The sequence below is a fragment of the Sphingopyxis sp. GC21 genome, assembly GCF_025727575.1.
Lineage (GTDB): Bacteria > Pseudomonadota > Alphaproteobacteria > Sphingomonadales > Sphingomonadaceae > Sphingopyxis > Sphingopyxis terrae_A.
Genome location: NZ_CP095845.1, coordinates 2,311,365 through 2,334,908, shown reverse-complemented (window position 1 = coordinate 2,334,908; position 23,544 = coordinate 2,311,365). Strand labels below are relative to the sequence as shown.

The 23,544-nt window shown below is 65.0% G+C and carries 24 protein-coding genes, 1 tRNA gene and 1 pseudogene; 22 read left to right on the top strand and 4 right to left on the bottom strand.

The genetic code is table 11. The features are described from left to right. Nucleotides 1-81 precede the first annotated feature (81 nt). Nucleotides 82-600 (bottom strand): carboxymuconolactone decarboxylase family protein, encoded by a 519-nt coding sequence (locus tag MU856_RS11235; protein ID WP_234178579.1) that lies wholly within the window; start codon nucleotides 598-600, stop codon nucleotides 82-84. A gap of 144 nt (nucleotides 601-744) precedes the next feature. Here MU856_RS11235 and MU856_RS11230 point away from each other — a divergent pair, with 144 nt between their 5' ends. The 5 genes from MU856_RS11230 (at nucleotide 745) to MU856_RS11210 (ending at nucleotide 7,060) form a co-directional block, all read left to right on the top strand. Continuing rightward, nucleotides 745-1,734: an MHYT domain-containing protein gene (locus MU856_RS11230; RefSeq protein ID WP_202988359.1), complete on the top strand. Its 990-nt coding sequence runs from the start codon at nucleotides 745-747 to the stop codon at nucleotides 1,732-1,734. Between the two features lie 241 nt (nucleotides 1,735-1,975). Then, nucleotides 1,976-4,372: a membrane-bound PQQ-dependent dehydrogenase, glucose/quinate/shikimate family gene (locus MU856_RS11225; RefSeq protein WP_263587613.1), complete on the top strand. Its 2,397-nt coding sequence runs from the start codon at nucleotides 1,976-1,978 to the stop codon at nucleotides 4,370-4,372. Between the two features lie 50 nt (nucleotides 4,373-4,422). Then, nucleotides 4,423-5,415: a cation diffusion facilitator family transporter gene (locus MU856_RS11220; protein ID WP_263587612.1), complete on the top strand. Its 993-nt coding sequence runs from the start codon at nucleotides 4,423-4,425 to the stop codon at nucleotides 5,413-5,415. Between the two features lie 84 nt (nucleotides 5,416-5,499). Then, nucleotides 5,500-6,777: a DUF2254 domain-containing protein gene (locus MU856_RS11215; protein WP_263587611.1), complete on the top strand. Its 1,278-nt coding sequence runs from the start codon at nucleotides 5,500-5,502 to the stop codon at nucleotides 6,775-6,777. A gap of 49 nt (nucleotides 6,778-6,826) precedes the next feature. Next, nucleotides 6,827-7,060: a hypothetical protein gene (locus tag MU856_RS11210; protein WP_263587610.1), complete on the top strand. Its 234-nt coding sequence runs from the start codon at nucleotides 6,827-6,829 to the stop codon at nucleotides 7,058-7,060. Nucleotides 7,061-7,347: 287 nt separating this feature from the next. Here the strand turns inward: MU856_RS11210 and MU856_RS11205 are convergent. Next, nucleotides 7,348-7,423 (bottom strand) — tRNA-Thr (locus tag MU856_RS11205). A gap of 18 nt (nucleotides 7,424-7,441) precedes the next feature. Continuing rightward, nucleotides 7,442-8,314, bottom strand: a complete 873-nt coding sequence (locus tag MU856_RS11200) for a hypothetical protein (RefSeq protein ID WP_263587609.1) — start codon at nucleotides 8,312-8,314, stop codon at nucleotides 7,442-7,444. A 62-nt stretch (nucleotides 8,315-8,376) separates the two neighbouring features. Between MU856_RS11200 and MU856_RS11195 the strand changes: the two genes are divergently transcribed. The 9 genes from MU856_RS11195 (at nucleotide 8,377) to MU856_RS11155 (ending at nucleotide 15,036) form a co-directional block, all read left to right on the top strand. Further along, complete coding sequence (locus tag MU856_RS11195) at nucleotides 8,377-8,955, top strand: NifU family protein (RefSeq protein WP_003039891.1); 579 nt, start codon at nucleotides 8,377-8,379, stop codon at nucleotides 8,953-8,955. Nucleotides 8,956-8,984: 29 nt separating this feature from the next. Further along, complete coding sequence (locus tag MU856_RS11190) at nucleotides 8,985-9,578, top strand: malonic semialdehyde reductase (protein ID WP_263587608.1); 594 nt, start codon at nucleotides 8,985-8,987, stop codon at nucleotides 9,576-9,578. Next, nucleotides 9,553-10,197: a tRNA (adenosine(37)-N6)-threonylcarbamoyltransferase complex dimerization subunit type 1 TsaB gene (gene tsaB, locus MU856_RS11185; protein WP_263587607.1), complete on the top strand. Its 645-nt coding sequence runs from the start codon at nucleotides 9,553-9,555 to the stop codon at nucleotides 10,195-10,197. Before MU856_RS11190 ends, tsaB begins: the two co-directional genes overlap by 26 nt. Next, the gene (locus MU856_RS11180; protein WP_062768585.1) at nucleotides 10,194-10,673 is read left to right on the top strand and encodes a GNAT family N-acetyltransferase; all 480 of its coding nucleotides are present in this window, start codon (nucleotides 10,194-10,196) and stop codon (nucleotides 10,671-10,673) included. Before tsaB ends, MU856_RS11180 begins: the two co-directional genes overlap by 4 nt. 112 nt (nucleotides 10,674-10,785) lie before the next feature. After that, nucleotides 10,786-11,217, top strand: coding sequence for a MucR family transcriptional regulator (locus tag MU856_RS11175; protein WP_086456850.1), 432 nt, complete (start codon nucleotides 10,786-10,788; stop codon nucleotides 11,215-11,217). Between the two features lie 124 nt (nucleotides 11,218-11,341). Next, nucleotides 11,342-11,767 (top strand): Fur family transcriptional regulator, encoded by a 426-nt coding sequence (locus MU856_RS11170; RefSeq protein ID WP_003039883.1) that lies wholly within the window; start codon nucleotides 11,342-11,344, stop codon nucleotides 11,765-11,767. Further along, nucleotides 11,739-12,533 carry a lysophospholipid acyltransferase family protein gene (locus MU856_RS11165; protein ID WP_263587606.1) on the top strand — a complete coding sequence of 265 codons (795 nt, stop codon included), beginning with the start codon at nucleotides 11,739-11,741 and terminating at the stop codon, nucleotides 12,531-12,533. The genes MU856_RS11170 and MU856_RS11165 overlap by 29 nt, the downstream gene beginning before the upstream one ends. A gap of 7 nt (nucleotides 12,534-12,540) precedes the next feature. Next, nucleotides 12,541-13,893, top strand: a complete 1,353-nt coding sequence (gene miaB, locus MU856_RS11160; protein WP_263587605.1) for a tRNA (N6-isopentenyl adenosine(37)-C2)-methylthiotransferase MiaB — start codon at nucleotides 12,541-12,543, stop codon at nucleotides 13,891-13,893. A 135-nt stretch (nucleotides 13,894-14,028) separates the two neighbouring features. Beyond that, entirely contained in the window at nucleotides 14,029-15,036 is a 1,008-nt protein-coding gene (locus MU856_RS11155) for a PhoH family protein (protein ID WP_086456848.1), read from the top strand. 29 nt (nucleotides 15,037-15,065) lie between these two features. On the opposite strand, the gene MU856_RS11150 is transcribed toward MU856_RS11155, so the two are convergent. Next, a complete protein-coding gene (locus tag MU856_RS11150) occupies nucleotides 15,066-15,449 on the bottom strand; it encodes a DoxX family protein (protein WP_058813372.1) in 384 nt (127 codons plus the stop codon). 138 nt (nucleotides 15,450-15,587) lie between these two features. On the opposite strand from MU856_RS11150, the gene MU856_RS11145 reads away from it, so the two are divergent. The 8 genes and pseudogenes from MU856_RS11145 (at nucleotide 15,588) to MU856_RS11110 (ending at nucleotide 23,535) form a co-directional block, all read left to right on the top strand. Next, a complete protein-coding gene (locus MU856_RS11145; RefSeq protein ID WP_263587604.1) occupies nucleotides 15,588-16,040 on the top strand; it encodes a carboxymuconolactone decarboxylase family protein in 453 nt (150 codons plus the stop codon). Next, nucleotides 16,037-16,909: a sigma-70 family RNA polymerase sigma factor gene (locus tag MU856_RS11140; protein ID WP_062900477.1), complete on the top strand. Its 873-nt coding sequence runs from the start codon at nucleotides 16,037-16,039 to the stop codon at nucleotides 16,907-16,909. The genes MU856_RS11145 and MU856_RS11140 overlap by 4 nt, the downstream gene beginning before the upstream one ends. A 73-nt stretch (nucleotides 16,910-16,982) precedes the next feature. Beyond that, on the top strand, nucleotides 16,983-19,067 hold the full coding sequence (locus MU856_RS11135) for a transglycosylase domain-containing protein (protein ID WP_263587603.1): 2,085 nt from the start codon (nucleotides 16,983-16,985) through the stop codon (nucleotides 19,065-19,067). 118 nt (nucleotides 19,068-19,185) lie between these two features. Further along, a complete protein-coding gene (ybeY, locus tag MU856_RS11130) occupies nucleotides 19,186-19,692 on the top strand; it encodes an rRNA maturation RNase YbeY (protein WP_062900475.1) in 507 nt (168 codons plus the stop codon). Between the two features lie 17 nt (nucleotides 19,693-19,709). After that, nucleotides 19,710-20,651, top strand: coding sequence for a hemolysin family protein (locus MU856_RS11125; protein WP_062900474.1), 942 nt, complete (start codon nucleotides 19,710-19,712; stop codon nucleotides 20,649-20,651). 40 nt (nucleotides 20,652-20,691) lie between these two features. Further along, nucleotides 20,692-21,849, top strand: coding sequence for a glycosyltransferase family 4 protein (locus MU856_RS11120; protein ID WP_062900473.1), 1,158 nt, complete (start codon nucleotides 20,692-20,694; stop codon nucleotides 21,847-21,849). Between the two features lie 6 nt (nucleotides 21,850-21,855). Beyond that, nucleotides 21,856-23,182 (top strand): annotated as a pseudogene (locus MU856_RS11115) (replication-associated recombination protein A). After that, nucleotides 23,179-23,535: a hypothetical protein gene (locus MU856_RS11110; protein WP_263587602.1), complete on the top strand. Its 357-nt coding sequence runs from the start codon at nucleotides 23,179-23,181 to the stop codon at nucleotides 23,533-23,535. Before MU856_RS11115 ends, MU856_RS11110 begins: the two are co-directional and overlap by 4 nt. Nucleotides 23,536-23,544 lie beyond the last annotated feature (9 nt).

Here is a 23,544-nt window from a genome sequence, read left to right as displayed (position 1 = left end):
GTCCGCTTTTCCTGCTAAAATAATCGGACCGGTTCGGCCAGCGCGGGCCAGGAGCCGGCTCGCAGGCTTGCGTTCCGGTGCTCAGGGCTTCGCCGCCACCGGGAGGCGAAAGGGCGCGCCCAGCCGGTTGAAGGCGTTCATTGCAGCGATCGCGATTGTCAGATCGACAAGATCTTTCGCCTCGAATGCGGCGGACGCGGCGGCATAGGCTGCGTCGGACGCATGCGTCTCGCTGATGCGCGTGACCTCTTCCGCCCAAGCGAGCGCTGCGCGATATTGTTCCGGGAAAAGGTGAGGGACTTCTTCCCACACGGGAAGCAGAGCGACCTTGTCGACCGGCATGGTCTGGAGAAGGTCTCGCGTGTGCAGATCGATGCAATGCGCGCAGCCGTTGATCTGGGAAACCCTGAGGAAGACCAGGTGGATCAATTCTGCAGGAAGCGCGCTACTGTTTGTCACATACTGATGCACGCCGAAGAATGCCCTGGCTCCGGCGGGAGCGACTTCGGACCAGTTCAAGCGCTTCATATCATCATCCTTTCCTGTCGAGCCGGTGGCGGCATCACCTGCTTGACGAGGGAGAGAGGCAGACTGTGACATCGCAGCCGAAAAATTTCGTCTGCAGTCCCGTTAAAGCCATTGTCCGCTTGCCGCGCAGGGAGACCGGCTTTTGCGTCCATAATGGCAGGATCGCGGTTCCCAACTCCAAGCCAGCCCGGCGCGCCGACCCACCGGCAAATCGACATGGGCAAGCAATCAACCTGCATTTTTGATTGGGAGCGCGCGGCAAACATTCAATTCGGACCAGTCTCGCGCGCTGCTGCTAGAAGGCGATTTACCGCTTTGCAGGCAAGCCGGACGCCTTGTGAAAGGGGCAGCTCGATGTTCAAGGTTCTCGAATGCATTTCAGGCGAGCATGACATGCGGCTCGTCCTTCTCGCGGCTTTTGTCTGGATATTGGGGAGCGCCGCGATCTTCCTCCTGCTCGGCCGATCGCTCGACTGCGTCGATGCCCGGCGGCGTCAATGGCTCGCGATCGCCGCGCTGGCCGCCGGGGTCGGCGTTTGGGCAACCCATTTCATTGCCATGCTGGCCTATCGCGGCGCGGTCCCGCTGCGTTTCGCGCCCGGGATGACCGCAACTTCGGTCGTCATTGCGATCCTCGCCTTCTGGTCGGCCTTTCTTGTTCTCGGCAGGGAATTTCGGCCCGCCGCGAGCGGGATGGCGGGCTTGATGGCGGCAATCGGGGTCGCAGCGATGCATTTTGCCGGGATGGCCGCGATCGATGCGCCGGTCGCGGTGCAATACGACTGGCCGGCGATCGCCGCTGCCTTCGTGCTTACCGCGATGATATTTGTCGCTGCCTTCTGGCTGTTCGGCAAGCTCAAGGAAAAATGGCGTATCCTGCTGCCCGCGTCGCTGGCGGTCGCGGCGGTGCTGCTGCTGCATTTTACCGCCATGTCGGCGACCTTGCTCGTGCCCGATCCGGCCCGCGGGCCTCCGGCGGCCGGAACCGGCGATGGCTGGCTCGTCGCCGCAACCGTCGTCGCGACGATCGCGCTTATCGGCCTCGTGCTTATTGGCGCCTTTCTCGATCGGCTGCTGACCGACCGGTTATCGCCCGCGGGCCGCGCCCAACGGCCGCGCTCAGGCGGCAGCAGTGGCCCGATCAGTTCCCACTCCGCATCCGACAAATCCCCGCGACCCATGACTGCTCCTCAAAAGCAGTCTTGAATCAGAAGGAGGCGGGCTTGGGAATCCCTTTTGTCAACACGGCCTAGGTCTCCCAGAATAATGCCCGCCCCTGAATATCTGTCGGCGGCGCGGTCGCGGGGGAGGCCCGCCCGCGCAACATTTACTTCGGCGCGACGCATCGTTCGGCGCTGCGGCGTGTTACTGCCTTGTCGGGGTGCGCGATGCGGCCGCCCTGCCGCGCGTCCGGTGCTTTATACGCGCCCCACAAGAAGGACTGGCGATGATCCGCTTCCGCACGCTTTTTCCGGCTCCCCTTATCGCGCTCTTCGTCGGCGCGCTCCTGACACTCATTGCGCTTGTGCTTGTGACAGGAGGGCTCTGGCTCGCGCTGCTCGGCGGGTCCCTCTATTATCTTGCCACAGGCGCTACAATGCTGGCTGCGGGCCTGCTCTTGATGCGCGGGCGGATGCTTGGCGGCTGGCTTTACGGCGCCGTCATGCTGTTCACGCTGCTCTGGGCGTTCTGGGAAGTGGGCGGCAACGGCTGGGCGCTCGTACCGCGCGTCGTCGCGCCGGCCGTGCTCCTTGTCGCTGTGCTGTTCGCGATGGCCGCGCTGTCGGCGCGGCCCCGGCGCTGGCGATTTGCGCTTGCAGGAAGCGGGCTCGTCCTTCTCCTGCTGGCCACAGGCGGCGCCACCCTTGGCTGGCTGAATGCATCGCGCCCGCTCGGGCCGTTGCCGGCGAGCCGGATGGCGATGACCGACCCGGCGCTCATGCAGACCGGGGTCGACTGGCCTGCCTATGGCGGCACCGAAAGCGCGCGTCGCTATTCGCCGCTCGCACAGATAACGCCCGCCAATGTCGGCACGCTCAAGCGCGCCTGGACGATCCATAGCGGCGATCTACCGTCCAGCGCCGCCAAAGGGACTTATGGCGCGGAGAATACGCCGCTCAAGATTGGCGACAGCCTCTACATCTGCACACCGAAGAATATCGTCATGGCGCTCGACCCGGCGACCGGCAAGCAGCGATGGCGTTTCGACCCGAAGGTCCCCGATGATGCAATCCCCTATACAGCGGCTTGCCGCGGCGTGAGTTATTATGCCGTTCCGACCGCAGCTGACGTTCAGCCCTGCGCGCGGCGGATCATCTTCGGAACGCTTGACGCGCGGCTCTTCGCCCTCGACGCCGCCACCGGCAGACCCTGCCAGGATTTCGGCGCGAACGGTCAGGTCGATACCAAAATCGGCATGGGGAACACGCCCCCCGGCTATGTCTCGATCAACTCGCCACCGACGATCGTGCGCGGGGTCGTGGTGACCGGGCACCAAGTGCTCGACGGGCAGGACCGCTGGGCACCATCGGGTGTGATCCGCGGCTTCGACGCGGTAACCGGCAAGCTCAAATGGGCATGGGACATGATGCATCCCGATTGGGACGGCTATCCTCCCGCAGGCCAAACATGGGCGCGGGGAACCCCGAACATGTGGACGATCGCTTCGGGCGACGAAGCGCTTGGCCTCGTCTATCTGCCGATGGGCAATGCCGCGGCCGATTATTACTCGAGCCTGCGGCGCCCCGCTGAGAATGAATATGCAACCTCGCTCGTCGCGCTCGACGTGACGACGGGCAAGCCCCGCTGGCATTTCCAGGCGGTCAAGAAGGACGTGTGGGATTATGATTTCGGTGCGCAAGCGACGCTGATCGATTTTCCGGGTGCGAACGGAACCGTGCCAGCGATCGTGCTGCCGTCGAAGCAGGGCGACATCTATGTGCTCGATCGGCGAACGGGCAAGCCGCTGACCCCGATCGGGACGATCAGGGCGCCTGGCGGCGGCGTCGAGCCCAAGGATCGCGCGCCGACGCAGATCGTGTCGCTCTGGCACACGCTGCGCAAGCCCGACCTGACGGAAAAGGATATGTGGGGCATGTCGCCGATCGACCAGATGATCTGCCGTATCCAGTTCCGCCAGGCGAGCTACAAGGGCTTTTACACACCTCCCGAAAGCATGCGGCGCTCGATCGAATATCCCGGCTACAATGGCGGCACGGACTGGGGCGGGGTCGCTGTCGATCCCGTGCGCGGGGTGATCGTTGCCAATTATAACGACATGCCTAACTATGTGCGCCTCGTACCGCGGCGGAAAGCAAATGAAATGGGCTGGGCGCCGCGCGATCAGGCCCGCGGCAATATCGGCGGGGCGGAAGGGGCAGGCGATCCCCAAGTCCATACCCCTTATGCGATCGACGTCAACGCCGGATGGCGGCTGCCCTTTACAGGGCTGCTGTGCAAACAGCCCCCCTATGGCGGCATTCGCGCGATCGACATCGCGACCGGCAAGACGATCTGGGACCGCCCGCTCGGTACCGCCCGCACCAACGGGCCGTTCGGCATCCCCTCGATGCTGCCCGTCACCATCGGCACGCCGAACAATGGCGGCGCCGTGGTGACGGCGAGCGGTCTCATCTTCGTCGCCGCCGCCACCGACAATCTGATCCGGGCAATCGACCTCGCCACCGGAAAGACGCTCTGGTCCGACGTCCTGCCCGCCGGTGGCCAGGCCACGCCGATGACATATGAAGCCAATGGCAAACAATATATCGTCATCTATGCTGGCGGCCATCATTTCATGGAGACACCCGTCGGTGATGAGGTCGTGGCCTATGCGCTGCCCTGATCGCGGGATATGTTGACAGTCAGGCCGTCGATGCTCGTCAGGACGGATCGATGAGTAACGCGCTTTCGCTTCGTCATCTCAAGGCGAATATCGTGCTCTTTGGCGCGCTTTTCGCCAATCTTGGCATCGCTGCGGCCAAATTCGTCGCCGCCGCCATTACCGGGTCCTCATCGATGGCCTCCGAAGGCATTCACTCGCTCGTCGACAGCGGCAATCAGATGTTGCTGCTCTATGGCCAGCGCCGGGCGAGCCGCTCGCCCGATGCCCGCCATCCCTTCGGCTACGGCCGCGAACTCTATTTCTGGGCATTCGTGGTGGCGATCCTCATCTTCGCGGCGGGCGCGGGCATGTCGATCTATGAGGGTTGGATCCATATCCGCGCCCCAGCTCCGCTCCGCGATCCCGCGATAAACTATATCGTACTCGCGATCGCCTTCCTGCTCGAAGGTGCATCTTGGGCGCTGGCCGTGCGGGCTTTCGATGCCGGGCGCGGCGGACGCAGCTGGTGGCAGGCGATCCGGCAGTCGAAGGATCCCGCAGCCTTCATTGTCCTGTTCGAGGATAGCGCGGCGCTTGCCGGGCTCCTCATCGCCGCGGCAGGAGTCTGGCTCAGTCATGCGACCGGCGATGCGCGGATCGATGGGGCCGCATCGATCGCGATCGGCCTCATCCTCGCTGCAGTCGCCGCGCTGCTGGCCCGCGAAGCGAAGGGGCTATTGATCGGTGAAGCCGCCGATCCGGCGCTCATTGCCATGATCCGGATGATGGTGGGCGCGCGTGCGGGCGTCAGTGCGGTCAATCATGTTCGCACCATTCACACCGCGCCAAAGGCGATATTCGTCGCGGTGAGCGTCGATTTCGAGGATGACTTGCTCATGGGCGACGCCGAGACGCTCATCGCGGCGATCGAGGCCGAGCTCAAGGCGGCGGCACCCGACATCAGCTCCATCTACATCCGGCCTGAACGGCACGAGGATGCGCGGCTGATGCAGTCGGGGTCCGCCCGTGCTACCAACACGGGCAGCGCTCCCCCCACCCGATAACCGGGGGAAAGGCAGCAGCGACAGGAGGATGAAGGTGCAATATCCGCCCATACGGCACGCTGCGATGGCGTTCGGAAGGCCATAATGATGCCGCTCGACGGGCCGTTCATCGGCCGGACCAGCTGGCTGCTGCGCCAGTTCAGGAAGCAGATATGGGTCCGCGCGGCGATGTTCAGCCTCGCGGCGGTAGCAACAGCAGTGCTCGCTGCGATAGCCGAGCCTCTGATCCCCTATGACTTCAACCTCACCCTGGCGGCAGGGTCGGTCGGCAATATCCTCGATATCCTCGCTTCGAGCATGTTGGCGGTCACGACTTTCTCGCTTTCGGTCATGGTGTCGGCCTATTCGGCGGCGGCGGCTAACGTCACCCCGCGGTCGACCAAATTGCTGCTGAGCGATTCCGTCGCGCAAAACACCCTCGCGACCTTCATCGGCAGTTTTCTCTTCAGCATCGTGGGGATCATCGGCCTCGCCGCCGGCTTCTACAGCGACAAGGGGCGGATCATCCTGTTCGGCGCCACACTTGCCGTCCTGCTGATCATTGCCGGCACCCTGCTGCGCTGGATCGAGCAACTGGGCAAGTTCGGGCGCGTAGGCGACACGATCAAGCGTGTAGAAGAGGCCGCGACCGCACCTGCGGGGCAATGGGGTAGCCGCCCGCGCCTCGGGGCGCGGCCCTGGACGATGATCCCTTATGGCGCGTCCGAAGTTATGTGCCCGGACGTCGGTTATGTCCGGCACATCGACATGGCCGCGCTCGCCGACATCGCCGCCAATGCCGGTGTTACCATTCATATAGACGTTATCGCGGGATCCTTCGTTCATGCCGCGCGTCCCGTCGCCTACGTGTCGCCGCCCGCGCACGATGACTGCGCCGCCCGGATCGCCAAATGCATCACCATTGGTGCCGATCGCGAATATGATCAGGATCCACGCTTCGGGCTGATCGTGCTCTCCGAAATCGCGTCGCGAGCCTTGTCGCCCGCGGTCAACGACCCGGGCACCGCAATCGAAGTCATCGGTGCCGGGCTGCGCGTCATGCTCGCCTATGGCGATGCCCGGTCCGAGCCACAGGAGCCCTGTTTCGAGGGGCTTCACGCCCATGACCTGGCACCGCGCGACCTCTTCGACGATTTCTTCAATCCGATCGCCCGCGACGGTGCGGCACTGGTCGAAGTCCAGATGCGCCTCCAGTTCGCCCTCGAGGCGCTGGCGAGGAACGACCCGGCGCTTTATGAAGACTGCGCGCGGTCGCATGCGGCGCTGGCGCTCGAACGGGCAGGCAAGGCCGGGATGTTCGTCCATGACCTCGACCGTCTAAAGGCACGCGCTGCATGGGCCGCCGCCCCGCCCGAAGAATAGAAGCGGTGCAACGGCGGCAGCGGAGGGCGACAAGAAGGGAAGCGACGCGATGAGCCTCGTCATCACGCCCTTTGATGCGGCGGCAATCATGATCGTGCTCGCCGCGGCGCTTGGCTATATCAATCACCGTTTCATCGGCCTGCCGACCAGTATAGGCCTGACAATCATGGGCGCCGTCGCGTCGCTCCTCGTGGTCGCGCTCGACCATTTGCTGTCGGGCCCGTCGGTGGCCGACGAGCGGGGATCATGTATTTGTTCGCCGATCACTTTGAGCTGCTCATAAAAGTCGGCTTCCAGAGCAGCGAACCGGATGGCGGAACGAGAAAAAAAAAGGTCCTTCGAATTCGCTACTTTGTAGGGCTTGCCCTATGTAAAGGGGCGCGAATCTGCAATGTTGAGAGCATATGTGGGGCCACCAAACTGCTTGCCGAAACGGCCCTTCAATTCTTGGCCCCTCAGCCGAGCGATGGGGTGGAGCAAACGGAGACAATCTGGACCCACGGATAACCACGGCGATACCAGAATGACTGCCAAAAATCGACAATAATACTAAGTTTTCGGTATCTTAGGTGGTGCCGGCTGTCAGACTCGAACTGACGACCTACCGCTTACAAGGCGGTTGCTCTACCAACTGAGCTAAGCCGGCGCGTTCGCGCCCCTTGCGTCAAATTATGCCAAAGGTCCAGCCCTCGGTGCGTGCGATCGTCGGGGTGAGCGGTTCGGGGGACCAAGGGGCCGCATCGGCGGCGATCGCGCGAAGCCATGCGGCGTTGAGCAGCGCGTCGCTCGCATGGTCGCTGACCGGCCCTGCGAGCCCCGCCGGCGGCGAACCGAGCGCCGCGAGCGCGGTATCGAGCGCGGCGCCGTCGCGGATCTTGCTGCGCCCGGCAGGCACGCCCGCGGCGCGCGCGGCAAGCGCGGTGTAGATTTCGACGAGCAGCGGGCCGCGTTCGGGCGCCGGGTCGAGCGGCCAGAGCGGGAGGGCGCCGCCAAGATGGTGGAGCAGCCGCATTCCGGACAGGCTGGCCTTGCCGACCTGCGCCGCGCCGACGAGGTTGAAATTGCTTACGCTCGCCGCCTGGCGGGTCGCGCGCTGATGCTGTTCGACGATACGCAGCCGTCCTGCGCCACCCTCGAACAAGTCGCCGACATCGCCCTTTGCGTGACGGAAATGGCGGCGGGCCTCCGCATGACTGAGAAAGCCATGCGCCTCGAAATGCGGATCGTCCGCCGCATGGCGCGCGACGAGCGCCCACAGCGCGGGCATATCGGGCGGACTGTCGGACCATTGGGGGAAATAGGCATCGCGGTCGGCAAAGGCGAAAGCAGCCGAAAAATCGAAGCCGATCAGCATGTCGGTGCCTTGGGCGGCGACGTCGCAGAGCCAGTCGAATATTTCCGCGCGCGACCAGACATGCCCCGGCCGGACGAGCGCGGGCGCCGCCGCGCCGCTCGCCACGGCGAGTGCTATACCACGCTGGCGCGCGCCGCGGGCGCCCGACCAGTCGATGGCGGCAAAATGGGTGAATGGGCGCATATTTGGCGTGTAGCGCGGCGCGGCGCCTTGCACAAAGGGCCGCCCGGTCCCAAATGCGACCCATGCTGATCGAAACCGAATCGACGCCGAACCCCGCGACGCTCAAATTCCTGCCCGGCCGTCCGGTCATGGAAACGGGAACCCGCGACTTTGCCAGCCCCGAAGAGGCCGAAGCCTCGCCCTTGGCGCAGGCGTTGTTCACGCTCGGCGATGTGAGCGGCGTCTTCTTCGGGCGCGACTTCGTGTCGGTGACGATCGCGCCCGGCGCCGAATGGTCGATGGCGAAGCCCGATGTGCTGGGCATCATCATGGATCATTTCCTGGGCGATATGCCGCTGTTCAACCCGGCGAGCGCCGCGGGGATCAGTGTTCCGGGCGAGGCGGAGGGGGGCTTTGCCGACGACCCGGCCGATGCCGACATCATCGACCAGATCAAGGAATTGATCGAAACGCGCGTCCGCCCGGCGGTCGCCAACGACGGCGGCGATATCGTCTATCGCGGGTTCGACAAGGGCAATGTCTATCTGAAGATGCAGGGCGCCTGCGCCGGCTGTCCCTCGTCGACCGCGACGCTCAAGAACGGGATCGAGTCGCTGCTCAAACATTATGTTCCCGAAGTCACCGCCGTCCACGCGGTCTGATCTGATCCCAGCCACAGGAGTATGTCCCGATGAGCGAGCCGCTTTCCGACAGCGCCCTCGACCAGCTTTTCCGCACCGCGCGTACCTATAACGGCTATCTCGACAAGCCGGTGTCGGACGCACAGCTTCGCGCGATCTGGGATCTGATGAAATTCGGTCCGACGAGCGCGAACAGTCTGCCGGCGCGCATCGTCTGGTGCGTTTCGGACGCCGCCAAGGAAAAGCTCGCCGCGCTGTCGATGCCCGCGAACGCCGAAAAGATATTGAAGGCGCCGGTCACCGCGATCATCGCGATGGATAATGAATTCTACGAACATCTGCCCGAGCTGTTTCCGCACACCGACGCGCGGAGCTGGTTTGCGGGCAATGCGCCGCACGCCGCGACCACCGCGTTCCGCAACTCCAGCCTGCAGGGCGGCTATTTCATCCTAGCCGCGCGGGCGCTGGGGCTCGATACCGGGCCGATGTCGGGGTTCAACAACGACGCTGTCGACGCCGCCTTTTTTGCCGATACGCCCAATGTGAAGAGCAATTTCATCTCGACGCTGGGCTATGGCGATCCGGCGAGCATCTTCGACCGCAGCCCGCGGCCGGACTTTGACCGCTTCAACCGCATCGCCTGACGCGCTCCGGCTCGTCATCGATTGTGCCAGCGAGGCCTGCACGGTCGCGCTGATCGATGGCGCGCGCGTGGTCGATGCGCGGCACGAGGTGATCGGACGCGGCCATGCCGAGCGGCTGGTTCCCCTGATCGCCGAACTGCAAGGCGGGGGGCGAGCGGCCGGGATATTGGTTGGCTGCGGGCCGGGCAGCTTTGCCGGCGTGCGCATCGGCGTCGCGGCGGCGCGCGCGCTGGGACTGGCCTGGGGAATCCCCGTGCGCGGCTTTTCGACCCCGGCCCTCGTCGCCGCGGCGGCGGCCGCGCCGATTGCGGCGGCAGGCCGCGCGCTCGTCGTCATGGAGGGCGGGCACGGCCAATGGTTCGTCCAGCCCTTCGACGCCGACCTGACGCCGCGCGGGCCGGTGCAATCGCTGTTGCCCGACGCCGCCATCGCGAACGGGGATGCGTTGATCGTCGGCAATCGCGCTGAAGCCTTTGTGGCGCGCCGCGGCTTCGGCGAGGCGCTGGCGATGCTGCCCGACGCGCGGGCGCTGCCTGCGCTGCCGGCGGAAGCCCTGTTCGACGACCCTCGTCCCATTTACGGGCGGGCGCCCGACGCAAAACCGATGGCGACCCCATGAGCGAGGCGGTGCGGATCGCCACCGCGCGCGTCGCGGACCTGAACGCGGCGATGCGGATCATGGATGCGGCCTTCGATCCCGCCTATGGCGAAGCGTGGAGCGCAGGTCAGTTGCTGACGCTGTTCGCACTACCTTCGGCACGCATCTGTCTGGCATGGGCAGGGGAGCTGGCGTGCGGCTTTTATGCGGCGCGGATCGCCGGTCCCGAAAGCGAGTTGCTCCTGCTCGCCGTCGACCCGGCCTTTCGCGGCCGCGGCGTCGCAAAAAAACTCATGGCCGACTGGCAGAATTGGGCATCGGGCGAAGGCGCCGAAGACTATTTCCTTGAAATGCGGGCCGACAATGACGCTATTCATCTTTACCGGACATCCGGTTTTACGGAGTGCGGACGGCGCCCTGCTTATTATCGCGGGCGCGACGGCGTAATGCGCGATGCGATTACGATGCGCCGCCCAGTCAAGGACGCCGATCATTAGCAATTGAGGCATTGCGAAATTCCCACCAAAATGGCATGAATTTCCTCGGGGTAGGAACCCCCCAATAATCAAATCGCTGATTATCCGGGTCTTTATATGGGGAATGAGTTTCATGTCGGAGTCTGCCGATACAAATGAAATGCTCGTCACACTGACTGCCGACATCGTCGCGGCGCACGTCAGCAATAACAGCGTCGCGATTTCCGATCTCGCGATCCTGATCAACAACGTCCACGCTGCCTTGTCGAACCTTGGCGAAAAGCCGGTCGAAGAAGAAAAGCCGGTGCCCGCGGTGTCGATCCGCGCGTCGGTGAAGCCTGACCATATCGTGTGTCTGGAAGACGGCAAGAAGCTGAAAATGCTGCGCCGCCACCTGATGACCCACTATGGCATGACCCCCGACGATTATCGCGCAAAGTGGGGCCTTCCGGCCGATTATCCGATGGTTGCGCCCAATTATGCCGAGCGGCGCCGCGCGCTCGCCAAGGAGATCGGCCTTGGCACCAAGGGACGCGGCGGTGGCCGCAAGCGCAAGAAAGTCTGAGCTTTTCACGGCGCAGAATGCAGGGGCGGTGCCGGGGGGCGCCGCCCTTGTTCTATGCGCGGGGCGACCCTATACAGATTGAAGAAACAGGACGCGACCTGCGCGCTTTGCACGAAAGGCCATCATGCCCGGTTCCATCGATCTTGAAGCCCTTTGCCACGAAAAGGGCCTGCGGATTACCGAACAGCGTCGCATCATCGCGCGCGTGATTTCGGATTCCGAAGATCATCCCGACGTCGAAACGCTGTACGAGCGCGCGTCGAAGATCGACAGCGGCATTTCGATCGCGACCGTTTATCGCACCGTGCGCCTGTTCGAAGAAGCGGGCATCCTCGACCGCCATGATTTCGGCGACGGCCGTTCGCGCTACGAAGCCGCGCCCGAGGCGCATCACGATCATCTGATCGACGTCGAAACGGGCAAGGTGATCGAATTCGTCGATCCCGAACTCGAAGCGTTGCAGAAGGTGATCGCCGAACGGCTGGGCTTCCGCCTCGTCGATCACCGCATGGAGCTTTACGGTGTCGCCATCGATCGCAAGCGCGACTGATCGCGCCCGGATCACCTGGCGCTCGGTCTTTCGCCTTGCGCTGATGGTGCTGACGCTCTTTTTCCTGATCGTCCCGCACCTTTTCTACCGCGCCATCGGGCGGCCATCGCCGATGGTCATGGCCTTTCTGAATGCGGTCGGCTGGATCGCGGGGTTGCGGATCACGACGACCGGCACGCGGCTGCGCCGCGATGTCCTGTTCGTGTCGAACCATGTCAGCTGGCTCGACATTCTGGCGCTCGGCGGTGCGGCGCGATCGGCCTTCGTGTCCAAGGCCGAGGTCGGCACGACGCCGCTCGTCGGCTGGCTCGCCGACCAGAATCACACCATCTATGTCCAGCGCGAGGCGAAGCGCGAGATTCACAATCAGACGAACGATCTGCGCAATGCGCTTGCGCGCGGGCGCCCGGTGACGCTGTTTCCCGAGGGGACGACGGGGCCGGGCGACGGCTTGCTGCCATTCCGGCCGTCGCTGTTGCAGGCGGTGATCCCGACGCCGCCGCGGCTTCAGGTGCAGCCGGTGTTCCTCGACTATGGGGTCGATGCGCCCGATATCGCGTGGCTCGATCCCGAATCCGGCCTCGACAATTTCAAGCGTCTGCTGGCGCGCAAGCGGCCGATCACATTGACCATCCATTATCTCGATCCGCTGCCCAACGATGCCGAGGCGGACCGCAAGCTGTTGGCCGAGGCGGCGCGGGCTGCGATCGCCGGCGCCATGGCGGAGACGCCAAACCCTTCCGCGATCAGCCGCCATCGCCTATAGGGCGCCGATGACATCCGACTCCCCCGCCAAAAATCCCGCCAAGACCTTCCACGTCAAATCCTTCGGCTGCCAGATGAACGTCTATGACGGCGAACGCATGGCGGAGATGCTGGGGATGCAGGGTTATCTTCCCGCCGCCGACGGCGCCGATGCCGATCTGGTGGTGCTCAACACCTGTCACATCCGCGAAAAGGCGGCCGAGAAGGTCTATTCGGACATCGGCCGACTGAAGCGCGAGGACGGGAGCACGCCGACGATCGCGGTCGCCGGCTGCGTCGCGCAGGCCGAGGGCGCCGAGATCGCGCGTCGCGCGCCGAGCGTCGATGTCGTCGTCGGCCCGCAGGCCTATCACCGGTTGCCCGACCTGATCGCGCGCGCCGAACGCGGCGAAAAGGCGATCGACCTCGACATGCCGCTCGAAAGCAAGTTCGGCGCGCTGCCGAAGCGCGCGGGTGGTCAGCGCCCGACGGCCTTTCTGACCGTGCAGGAAGGGTGCGACAAATTCTGTACCTATTGCGTCGTGCCCTATACGCGCGGTGCCGAGATCAGCCGACCCTTCGCCGACCTGATCGCCGAGGCGCGCGCGCTCATCGCGGGCGGGGTGCGCGAAATCACCCTGCTCGGGCAGAATGTGAACGCGTGGGACGGCGAGGATGACAAGGGCCGGGCGATCGGCCTCGACGGCCTGATCCGCGAGCTTGCGCGGGAGGACGGGCTTGAGCGCATCCGCTATACCACCAGTCACCCCAACGACATGACCGACGGGCTGATCGCGGCGCATGGCGAGGTCGACAAGCTGATGCCCTTCCTTCACCTACCGGTGCAAGCGGGCAGCGATCGCATTCTGGCGGCGATGAACCGCAGCCATAGCGTCGACAGCTATTTGCGCGTCATCGAACGCGTTCGCGCGGCGCGTCCCGATATTGCGATCTCTGGTGACTTCATCGTCGGCTTTCCCGGTGAGAGCGAGACCGATTTCGAGGCGACGCTCGATATCGTGCGCGCGACCAATTACGCGATGGCGTACAGCTTCAAATATTCGCGCCGCCCCGGCACGCCGGCCGCGACGATGGACGAACAGATCGACGAAGCGGTGATGAACGACCGCCTCCAGCGGTTGCAGGCGCTGCTCAATCAGCAGCAACAGGCGTTCAACGAAGCGACGGTCGGGCGCGCGACGCGCCTGCTGCTCGAGCGCAAGGGCAAGCATGACGGCCAGTTGATCGGCAAGTCACCCTGGCTGCAATCGGTGCATGTGACGGCGCCGGGTCTCGCGATCGGCGACATGGTCGATGTGCGGATTACATCGGCCGGGCCCAACAGCCTTGGCGCCGAGCCGTTGATGGAAGCGGTTGCCTAGCGCCGGCTTTGAGTTTGGGTGTCCCCGCGAAGGCGGGGACCCATCTCCTTTCGCCGCATTCCGGTGCCACGGGAGATGGACTCCCGCCTTCGCGGGAGTACACAGGTTGTTACTGAAAGAAGGAGCCCTGCCCACGTGTCGAAACGCCCGCTGACCGCCGCATCGCCCGCCGAACCCGGCGACCGCGTCCGATTGTCGGTGGAGTTCGAGCGAACCCAGCTTCTGGGCATATTGTTCGGCGAGTTCGACCGTAATCTGGTGGCGATCGAGAACAGGCTCGGCGTCTATATTTCGGCGCGCGGCAACCGCGTGCAGATCGAAGGGGAGGCCGAAGCCGCAGCGCGCGCGCGCGATGTGCTGACCGAAATTTATACGCGGATCGAACGCGGGGAAGAGATCGACAGCGGGCTGGTCGACGCGGTGATCGCGATGACGGCGCAGCCGACGCTCGACGGCATCATCCGCCACGAAACCAACGACGCGCCGCCGGTGATGATCCGCACGCGCAAAAAGACGATCGTCCCGCGTGCGCCCTCGCAAATTCCCTATATGCAGGCGCTGGCACGCGACGACGTGATTTTCGCGCTCGGTCCCGCGGGCACGGGCAAGACCTATCTTGCGGTTGCGCAGGCCGTCGCCCAGCTCATCACCGGCAGCGTCCAGCGCCTGATCCTGTCGCGCCCCGCGGTCGAAGCGGGCGAGAAGCTCGGCTTCCTGCCTGGCGACATGAAGGAAAAGGTCGATCCCTATCTGCGTCCGCTCTACGACGCGCTGCACGATTGCCTGCCCGCCGAGCAGGTCGAACGTCGCATCGCGAGCGGCGAGATCGAGATTGCTCCGCTCGCCTTCATGCGCGGGCGCACGCTTGCCGATGCCTTCATCATCCTCGACGAAGCGCAGAATACGACGATCCCGCAGATGAAGATGTTCCTCACCCGCTTCGGCATGAACAGCCGCATGGTGATCTGCGGCGACCCGAAGCAGGTCGACCTGCCGCTGCCCGCGACATCGGGCCTCGCCGATGCGGTCGCGCGGCTCGAAGGGCTCGAAGGCATCAACGTTAGCCGCTTCACGAGCGCCGACGTCGTGCGTCACCCGATCGTCGGGCGGATCGTCGAAGCCTATGAGGGGCCGGGAAGCTGAGAGCGACGGCGCCCTGACGCGAAAGCCGTTCAGTCTTTGGAGCGGCTGGCGTCGATGCTCCATATCCCGGCGCCGCGCGTCGCGATGAACAGGAAGATGAAGGTATAGAGGATGATCGTCTCGCCGCCGTTGACGATCGGATAGAGCCCGTTCGGCGCGTGAACGACCCAATAGCCGACCGCCGACATGCCGCTGGCGATGAAGGCCGCGGGCCGCGTGAACAGGCCGATGATGATCAGCGCGCCCGCGACGAGTTCGATCGTTCCGGCGGCATAGAGCATCGGGTTGAGCGGCATCGGAAAATCGGTCGGGAAATTGAAGAATTTCTGCACCCCGTGCGCGAGGAACAGCAGGCCGGCGACGATGCGCAGCAGCGCATAGGCCTGTTCACGATATCCATCGAGAAACTTCATCACACGCCCCCTTCGGTCGTTGTTGATGCGCGACGCTATCGCAAAAGAGCGTCGTCGCGAAATTTATTCGCGCGCCATGTCACAATCGACCGGCGCTGCCTCGTCATGTCGGCACAACCCGAACAAAGGAGTGATGACATGACCAAGGTAACCGAACCCTTCGCCGCAGCGCCGCAGTTGATGAAGCAGTGGATGGCGGTTTCGCTCGCGGTGCAGGACAGCCTCGAGAAAAGCCTGATCGAACTCGTCAAGATCCGCGCCTCGATCGTCAACGGCTGCGCCAATTGCATCAACATGCACACCGCCGAAGCGCGCGCCGGCGGCGAGAGCGAGCAGCGCATCTATCTGCTGGCGGCATGGCGCGAGGCGCCTTGCTATACGCCTCGCGAACGCGCGGCGCTCGCCTGGACCGACGCCTTGACGCGCCTGTCGCAGGGGCACACACAGGGCGAAGCCAAGGCGGCGCTCGAGGCCGAATTCACGCCGGAGGAACAGGTGAAGCTGACGCTGATGATCAACATCATCAACGGATGGAACCGCATCGCGGTCGGTTTCGACCTTTGGTACGAACAGCCGGCCCGCGCCGCGTGACGGGGACGGCACCTTCGCACGCGGACGCGGCGGATGCGGCGGCGAGTTTCGACCCGCTGCGTCCGCTGCTGACGCGCGTCGCCTATCGCATGCTCGGGTCGGTCGCCGATGCCGAGGATGTGGTGCAGGACGCCTTCATCCGCTGGCTCGGCGCCGATCGTGCGGCGGTGCATGAGCCTGCTGCCTTTCTGCGGCGTACCGTGACGCGGCTCTGCCTCGACCAGCTCAAATCGGCGCGGGCGCGGCGCGAAACCTATGTTGGGCCGTGGCTCCCCGACCCGATCGTCGGCGAGGAACCCGACGACGATGTTACGCTGCCGCTGATGCTTGCGCTCGAACGGCTGTCGCCGCTCGAACGTGCAGCCTTTCTGCTCCATGACGTCTTCGGCGTCGGTTTCGACGAAGTCGCGGCGACGATTGGCCGCGATGCGGCGGCGACGCGCCAGCTCGCGACCCGTGCCCGCGCCCACGTCCGCGACGCGCGCCCGCGCTATCGGCTCGAGCGCGAGCGCGGACTCGAAATCGCGAGCGCCTTCTTCGCGGCGTCGCGGAGCGGTGACATGAGCGCGCTCGGCAGCCTGCTCGCGGCCGATGTCGGCATGTGGTCCGACGGCGGCGGCAAGCGGCCCGCGGCGATGCAGCCGGTACTCGGCTTCAACCTCGTCATGCGGGTGCATCGCAGCCTGGCGGTCCTGTTCGGAAAACATGCCTCAATGCTGGTCGAGGTCGGGACGATCAACGGACTGCCCGGCTTCGTGACGCGCGAGGCCGACGGCGAATATCAGACGACCGCGCTGGAAATCGAGGACGGGCTGGTCGTCGGCATCTATATCGTGCGTAACCCCGACAAGCTGCGCCACATGCACTGAAGCGCCGCCCGATTGCGCTTCGCCGCAGGAGCGATTGCGCGCTCTGTATTGGGCGTGTAATACGGCGCGAAGAATGACCGCTTTCCCGTTTTCCGATGATCCTCCGCCTCCGGCGATTGAAGAACCGCTGTTTCCGCTTGCCGAAACGCCTGCGACGCCGGCGGGCGCGAAGAAGCCGCGGCCACGATGGCTGCGCTGGCTGTCGCGCGGCATTGCGGCCTTTGCGGTCCTCTTCATCCTGCTCGTCGGCTGGCTGGCGATTACGGCGCCGCTGTCGAAATCGCTCGAACCGATTGCGCCGCCGCAGATTACCCTGCTCGCATCGAACGGCACCCCGATCGCGCGCATCGGTGCGGTAGTCGACAAGCCAGTGAAGGTCGCCGACCTGCCCGATCATGTCACGCAGGCCTTCATCGCGATCGAGGACCGCCGTTTCTACAATCATTGGGGCGTCGATCCGCGCAGCGTCGCGCGGGCGGTGTGGAGCAATGTTACCGGCGGCCGCACGCAGGGCGGCAGCACGATCACGCAGCAGCTCGCCAAATTCACCTTCCTGACGCCCAAGCGTACGCTGGGCCGCAAGGCGCGCGAGGCGCTGATCGCCTTCTGGCTCGAAGCCTGGCTGACCAAGGACGAGATCCTCGAACGCTATCTGTCGAACGCCTATTTCGGCGATAACACCTATGGTTTGCGCGCCGCGTCGCTCCATTATTTCTATCGCCAGCCCGAAAAGCTGACCCCGGCGCAGGCGGCGATGCTGGCGGGGCTGGTGCAGGCGCCGTCGCGGCTCGCCCCGACCAAGAACCCCGATCTGGCTGAAAAGCGGATGCGGCTGGTCGTGCAGGCGATGGCGCGCGAGGGTTATCTGACCGCAGCCGAGGCGAAAGCGATGCGGCCGCCGCGTATCGACGTGCGCGAGCGCGACGACCTGCCCACCGGCACCTATTTCGCCGACTGGGCGCTGCCGCAGGCCCGCAAGCTAAGCGACATCGGCTATGCGCGCCAGACGATCACGACGACGCTCGACGCCCGTTTGCAGGCGGCGGCGCGGCGTGCGGTCAATCGCGCCGCGCTCGGCAAATCGCAGGTGGCGCTGGTCGCGATGCGCCCCGATGGCGAGGTCGTCGCGATGATCGGCGGGCGCGACTATGCCGCATCGCCGTTCAACCGTGCTACGCAGGCACGGCGCCAGCCCGGATCGACCTTCAAGCTGTTCGTCTATCTCGCGGCGCTGCGCAAGGGCTGGCGCCCCGACGACCGCATCGCCAACGGGCCGATCGAAACCGGCACCTATCGGCCGAAAAACGCCAGCGGCATCTATTCGCCGAGCATCACGCTGGAAGACGCCTTCGCGACCTCGAGCAACGTCGCGGCGGTGCGACTGCTGCAGGAGGTGGGCGATGACCGCGTCATCGCGATGGCGCGCGATCTGGGCGTGACCGCGCCGCTGGCCAAGGATGATCCGAGCCTGGCGCTCGGTACCTCGACGATGACGTTGATGGAACTGACCGCCGCCTATGCTGCGGTGGCGGCGAACGCCTATCCGGTCGTGCCGCACGCCTTCAAGAGCGAGGACAAGGGCTGGTTCGAAAATATGGTCTGGGGGCCCAGCCATTTTTCGGCGCGCGAGCATGACGGGATAGAGGATATGCTGGGCGCCGTCGTCAATCGCGGTACCGGGCGCGCGGCGCGGCTGCCGATCGCCGGCTTTGGCAAGACGGGGACGAGCCAGGACAATCGCGACGCCTATTTCATCGGCTATACCGATGGGCTGGTCGTCGGCGTGTGGGTGGGCAACGACGATAATTCGCCGCTGCAAGGTGTGACCGGCGGCGGCGTGCCGGCGCGAATCTGGCGCGATTTCATGGTGCAGGCCAGCGGCCGCGGCGCCGAACCGAAGAAGCCGCCGCCGGCTGCCGATCCTGCGGGACCGGTCCAGCCGCTTGACGTGCCCGACATCGGGACGATCCCGGTCGGGGACAAGACGAGCATCGGGGTCGAGGACGGCAATGCGGTCATCAGCACCGAAATCGGCGGCACACGCGTCGATCTGCGCCTCCCGATCGGTGACCGTCAGCCACCCTCGAGGCAAGGGCCGCCCCCGACACCGGCAACTCCGTCGGCGCAGCCCCAGCCGGCACCGGCCCCGCCGCCGTAACAGGCGTGGGCAAGCAGTTTCGCATGGCGCATGGCGCGGTGCGGCAGTAGCGAGGGGCAATGATCACGCCGATTCTCTCCGTTGACAAGCGCAGCCGGCCCGCGGCCGCGATCCGGCCATGCTGAGCGTCGAAACGCACGAGGCCAGCCCCTGGCCCGACGATCTCGATTGGCAGGTGCGCGCCGGTGAGGCGGCCGCGGCCGCGCTCGCGCTGACGCCTTACGCCGCGCTGGCCGATGCCGCGCCGCTTGTCGAGGTGGCGATCCGCCTGACCAACGATGATGAAGTTCACGCGCTCAACCGCGATTTCCGCGGGAAGGACAAGCCGACCAACGTCCTGTCCTTCCCGCAGGTCCAGCCCGATCTTCTCGAAACGATGAGCAACAGCGACGATGGCGAGATATTGCTCGGCGACATCGTGCTGGCGCGCGAAACCTGCGTGCGGGAGGCCGCGGAGAAGGGGGTTTCGGTCGCCGATCATGCGACTCATCTGATCGTGCACGGGATGCTGCATCTGGTCGGTTATGACCATGTCGACGATCATGGCGCCGAGGCGATGGAGGCTTTGGAAGTGAAAGCCCTTGCATCGCTGGGCATCGCCAATCCATATGCGGTGCAGGATTAACGGCAAAAGCGAGAGACATGCCCGACGAGCAGGGGTCTTCGACCCGATCGGAAGAGGACAGTAGGTCCGGCCTGTGGGCCGGAATACGGACGTTGCTGTTCGGCGGTAACAGCGAACCGTCGCTGCGCGAGCAGATCGAAGAGGTCATCGACGAGGCCGAGGAAGAGGGCGCCGAGCGCCGCGGCAGCAGCATCGTCGGCGATCTGTCGCCCATCGAACGCAAGATGCTGCGCAACCTGCTGCATTTCGGCGAACAGACGGTCGACGATGTGGCGGTGCCGCGCGGCGAGATCATCGCGATTTCGGAAAGCGCCAGCTTCGAGGAAATCGTCGCGATCTTTGCCGATGCGGGGCACAGCCGCCTGCCGGTCTATCGCGAAACGCTCGACGAGGTCGTCGGGATGATCCACGTCAAGGACGTGTTCGCGGTCCTGGCCGAAGGGCGCACGCCGCCGCCGCTGCTCGACCTGTTGCGTCAGCCGCTCTATGTGCCGCAATCGATGGGCGTGCTCGACCTGCTCGCTGAAATGCGCGCGAAGCGCACGCACCTCGCGATCGTCATCGACGAATATTCGGGCACCGACGGCCTGGTCACGATCGAAGATCTGGTCGAGGAAATCGTCGGTGAGATCGAGGATGAGCATGACGACGAGCCGACCGCGCTGTTCGTGCCCGGCGCCGACGGCTGCTGGGACGCCGATGCGCGCGCCGAACTCGACGATATTGGCGAAGTAATCGACCCGCGCCTTGCCGAAGTCGACGAAGATGTCGACACGCTCGGCGGCCTCGCTGCGGTGCTCGCGGGGCATGTCCCGGCGGTCGGCGAGGTGCTGCACCACTCGAGCGGGTGGCGCATCGAAATCACTGAGGCCGATGAAAAGCGCGTCCATCGTCTGCGCCTGCATCCGCCGGTGGTTGTCGACCTGGAAGCCTCGGCCGACCGCGGCGCCGACTTCTGACGAATTGCCTTTGACGGGGCAAAGGACTAGCGCAAACCGGATGGACGTTTCGGACCTTCGCATCGCGCTGTTCAGCGGAAATTACAATATGACGGTCGATGGCGCGAACAAGGCGCTCAACCGCCTTGTAGGCTATCTGCTACGCCAGGGCGCATCGGTGCGCGTCTATTCGCCGACGGTTGCCGAACCCGATTTCGAACCGACCGGCGATCTTGTCAGCGTGCCGTCGATGGCGATCCCGAACCGCCCCGAATATCGCATTCCGCTTCATTTCTCGGCCCGCGTGCGCGAGGATATCGCGAAATTCGCGCCCAATATCCTGCATATCTCCAGCCCCGACCGCGTTTCGCGGCAAGTGGCGGCGTGGGCTCGGCGGCGCAATATCCCAGTCGCCTGTTCGGTGCACACACGCTTCGAAACCTATTTCCGATATTACAACCTGTCCTTCCTCGAACCGATTATGGTCGCGTGGCTGCGCCGGCTCTACCGGCGCTGCGACGCGCTGATCGCGCCGTCGGAAAGCTTTGCGCAGGTGCTGCGCGAACAGCGGATGAACTATGACATCGGCATCTGGACGCGCGGCGTCGAGCGCGACATTTTCCGGCCCGACAGGCGCGAGGCGAGCTGGCGCCAGTCATGGGGCCTCGCCGACGACATGCCCGTCATCGCTTTCCTCGGACGGCTGGTCATGGAAAAGGGGCTCGACGTTTTCGCCGACACGATCGACGTGCTCGAACGCCGCAAGGTCCGCCATCAGGTCGTCGTGATCGGCGAAGGCCCCGCGGGCGACTGGTTCGAATCGCGGCTCCCGCAGGCGAAATTCGTCGGCTTTCAGGGCGGTCCCAATCTCGCACGGGCAATCGCGTCGTGCGATATGCTGTTCAACCCGTCCGTCACCGAAACCTTCGGCAATGTGACGCTGGAAGCGATGGCGTGCGGCCTGCCGGTGGTCGCAGCGCGCGCGACGGGCAGCGCCAGCATCGTCAAGCATGGCCAGACGGGCTATCTCGTCGATCCGGGGTCGATCACCGGCTTTGCCGACGACCTTGAGCGCTATTGCACCGATGCCGGGCTGCGCGCGGCGCATGGTGCGGCGGCGCTGGCCGAAAGCATGGCCTATGAATGGGACGCGATCAATCAGTCGGTTGCCGACACCTATTTGCGGCTGATCCGCCAGAAGCAGCGGCAGCGGAGGTAGCGCGGCATGGCCGGGGATCTGTTCGGCAACGATGCGCCCGGTCGGGGCAGCCGATGCCACCGGGCCGGTTCCGCTCGCCGAACGGTTGCGCCCGCGCAGCCTCGCCGATGTCGTCGGACAGGAGCATCTGACCGGCGCCGAGGGCCGCGATCGGGCGCATGGTTGCGGCGGGGCAATTGTCGTCGATCATCCTGTGGGGGCCGCCGGGCACGGGCAAGACGACGATCGCGCGGCTGCTGGCCGAAGCTGTGGGGATGCGCTTCGCGCCGTTGTCGGCGGTGTTTTCGGGCGTCGCCGACCTTAAAAAGGCGTTTGCCGAAGCCGAGAAGATGGCGGCTGCGGGCAAGCGCACGCTGCTTTTCGTCGACGAGATTCACCGCTTCAACCGCGCGCAGCAGGACGGCTTCCTGCCTTTTGTCGAGCGCGGGACGGTCGTGCTCGTCGGCGCGACAACCGAGAACCCAAGTTTTGCGCTGAACGCCGCATTGCTCAGCCGCGCGCAGGTGCTGGTGCTGCACCGGCTCGATGAAGCGGCGCTCGCGCTGCTTGTCGAACGCGCAGAAGCGGATGTCGGCGGAGCCTGCCGGTGACCGCGGACGCGCGGGCGGCGCTGATCGCCAGCGCGGACGGTGACGGGCGCTTCCTGCTCAACCAGGTCGAAACCCTGTTCGCGGCAGCGATCGCCGATCCGCTCGACGCGGTCCAGCTTGCGCAATTCCTGCACCGCCGCATGCCGGTCTACGACAAGGACCGTGACGGTCATTACAATCTGATCTCGGCGCTGCACAAATCGCTGCGCGGATCGGATCCGCAAGCGGCGCTCTATTGGCTTGCGCGCATGCTCGTCGCGGGGGAGGAACCACTTTATGTCCTGCGCCGCCTCGTCCGCTTTGCGAGCGAGGATATCGGCTCGCCGATCCGCAGGCGCTGACCCAATGCCTTGCCGCCAAGGACGCCTATCAGTTTCTCGGCTCGCCCCGAGGCGAGCTCGCGATCGTGCAGGCGTGTCTCTATCTCGCGACCGCGCCCAAATCGAACGCCGCCTATGCTGCGCAAAAGGCGGCGTGGGCCGCGGCGCGCGAAACCGGCTCGCTTGCGCCCCCCGCGAACATTCTCAATGCGCCGACCAAGCTGATGAAGGATCTAGGCTATGGCGCAGGCTATGCCTATGACCATGATGCCCCCGACGGCTTTTTCGGGCGACAATTACTGGCCCGATACCATGGCGCCCGCGACCTTCTATCGGCCCGTCGATCGCGGTTTCGAAAAGCGCGTCGCCGAGCGCATCGCCTGGTGGGACGAGCGCCGCCGCGCCGCGCGGGAGGAGCAGTGAGCGCCTTCCGTTTCGTTGACTGGGACGATGTCGTCGCCTTTGCCTGCGCACTGCCCCGATGTCGAAATGGCGCTCTTCTATGGCACTCCTTGCCCGAAAGTGAACGCAAGGCCTTCGTTTCGCCGGGCCGCGAGGCCGGCAGTTTTCACGTCATGTGCCCGATCGAGGAAAAGGAGCTGTTGCTTGAAACCGACCCCGTATCTTCTGGCAAACCCCGCATTATGAAGGCTGGCCCGGCCTGCTCGTTCGCTTCGCGCCCGCCGATCCCGGCCGGGTCGCCGACGTCATCCCGCCGCGCCTGGTGGGATCGCGCCAAAAAGGCCCAGCGCGCGGCGTTCGGCCCGCGGCCCTGACGTGCGCGG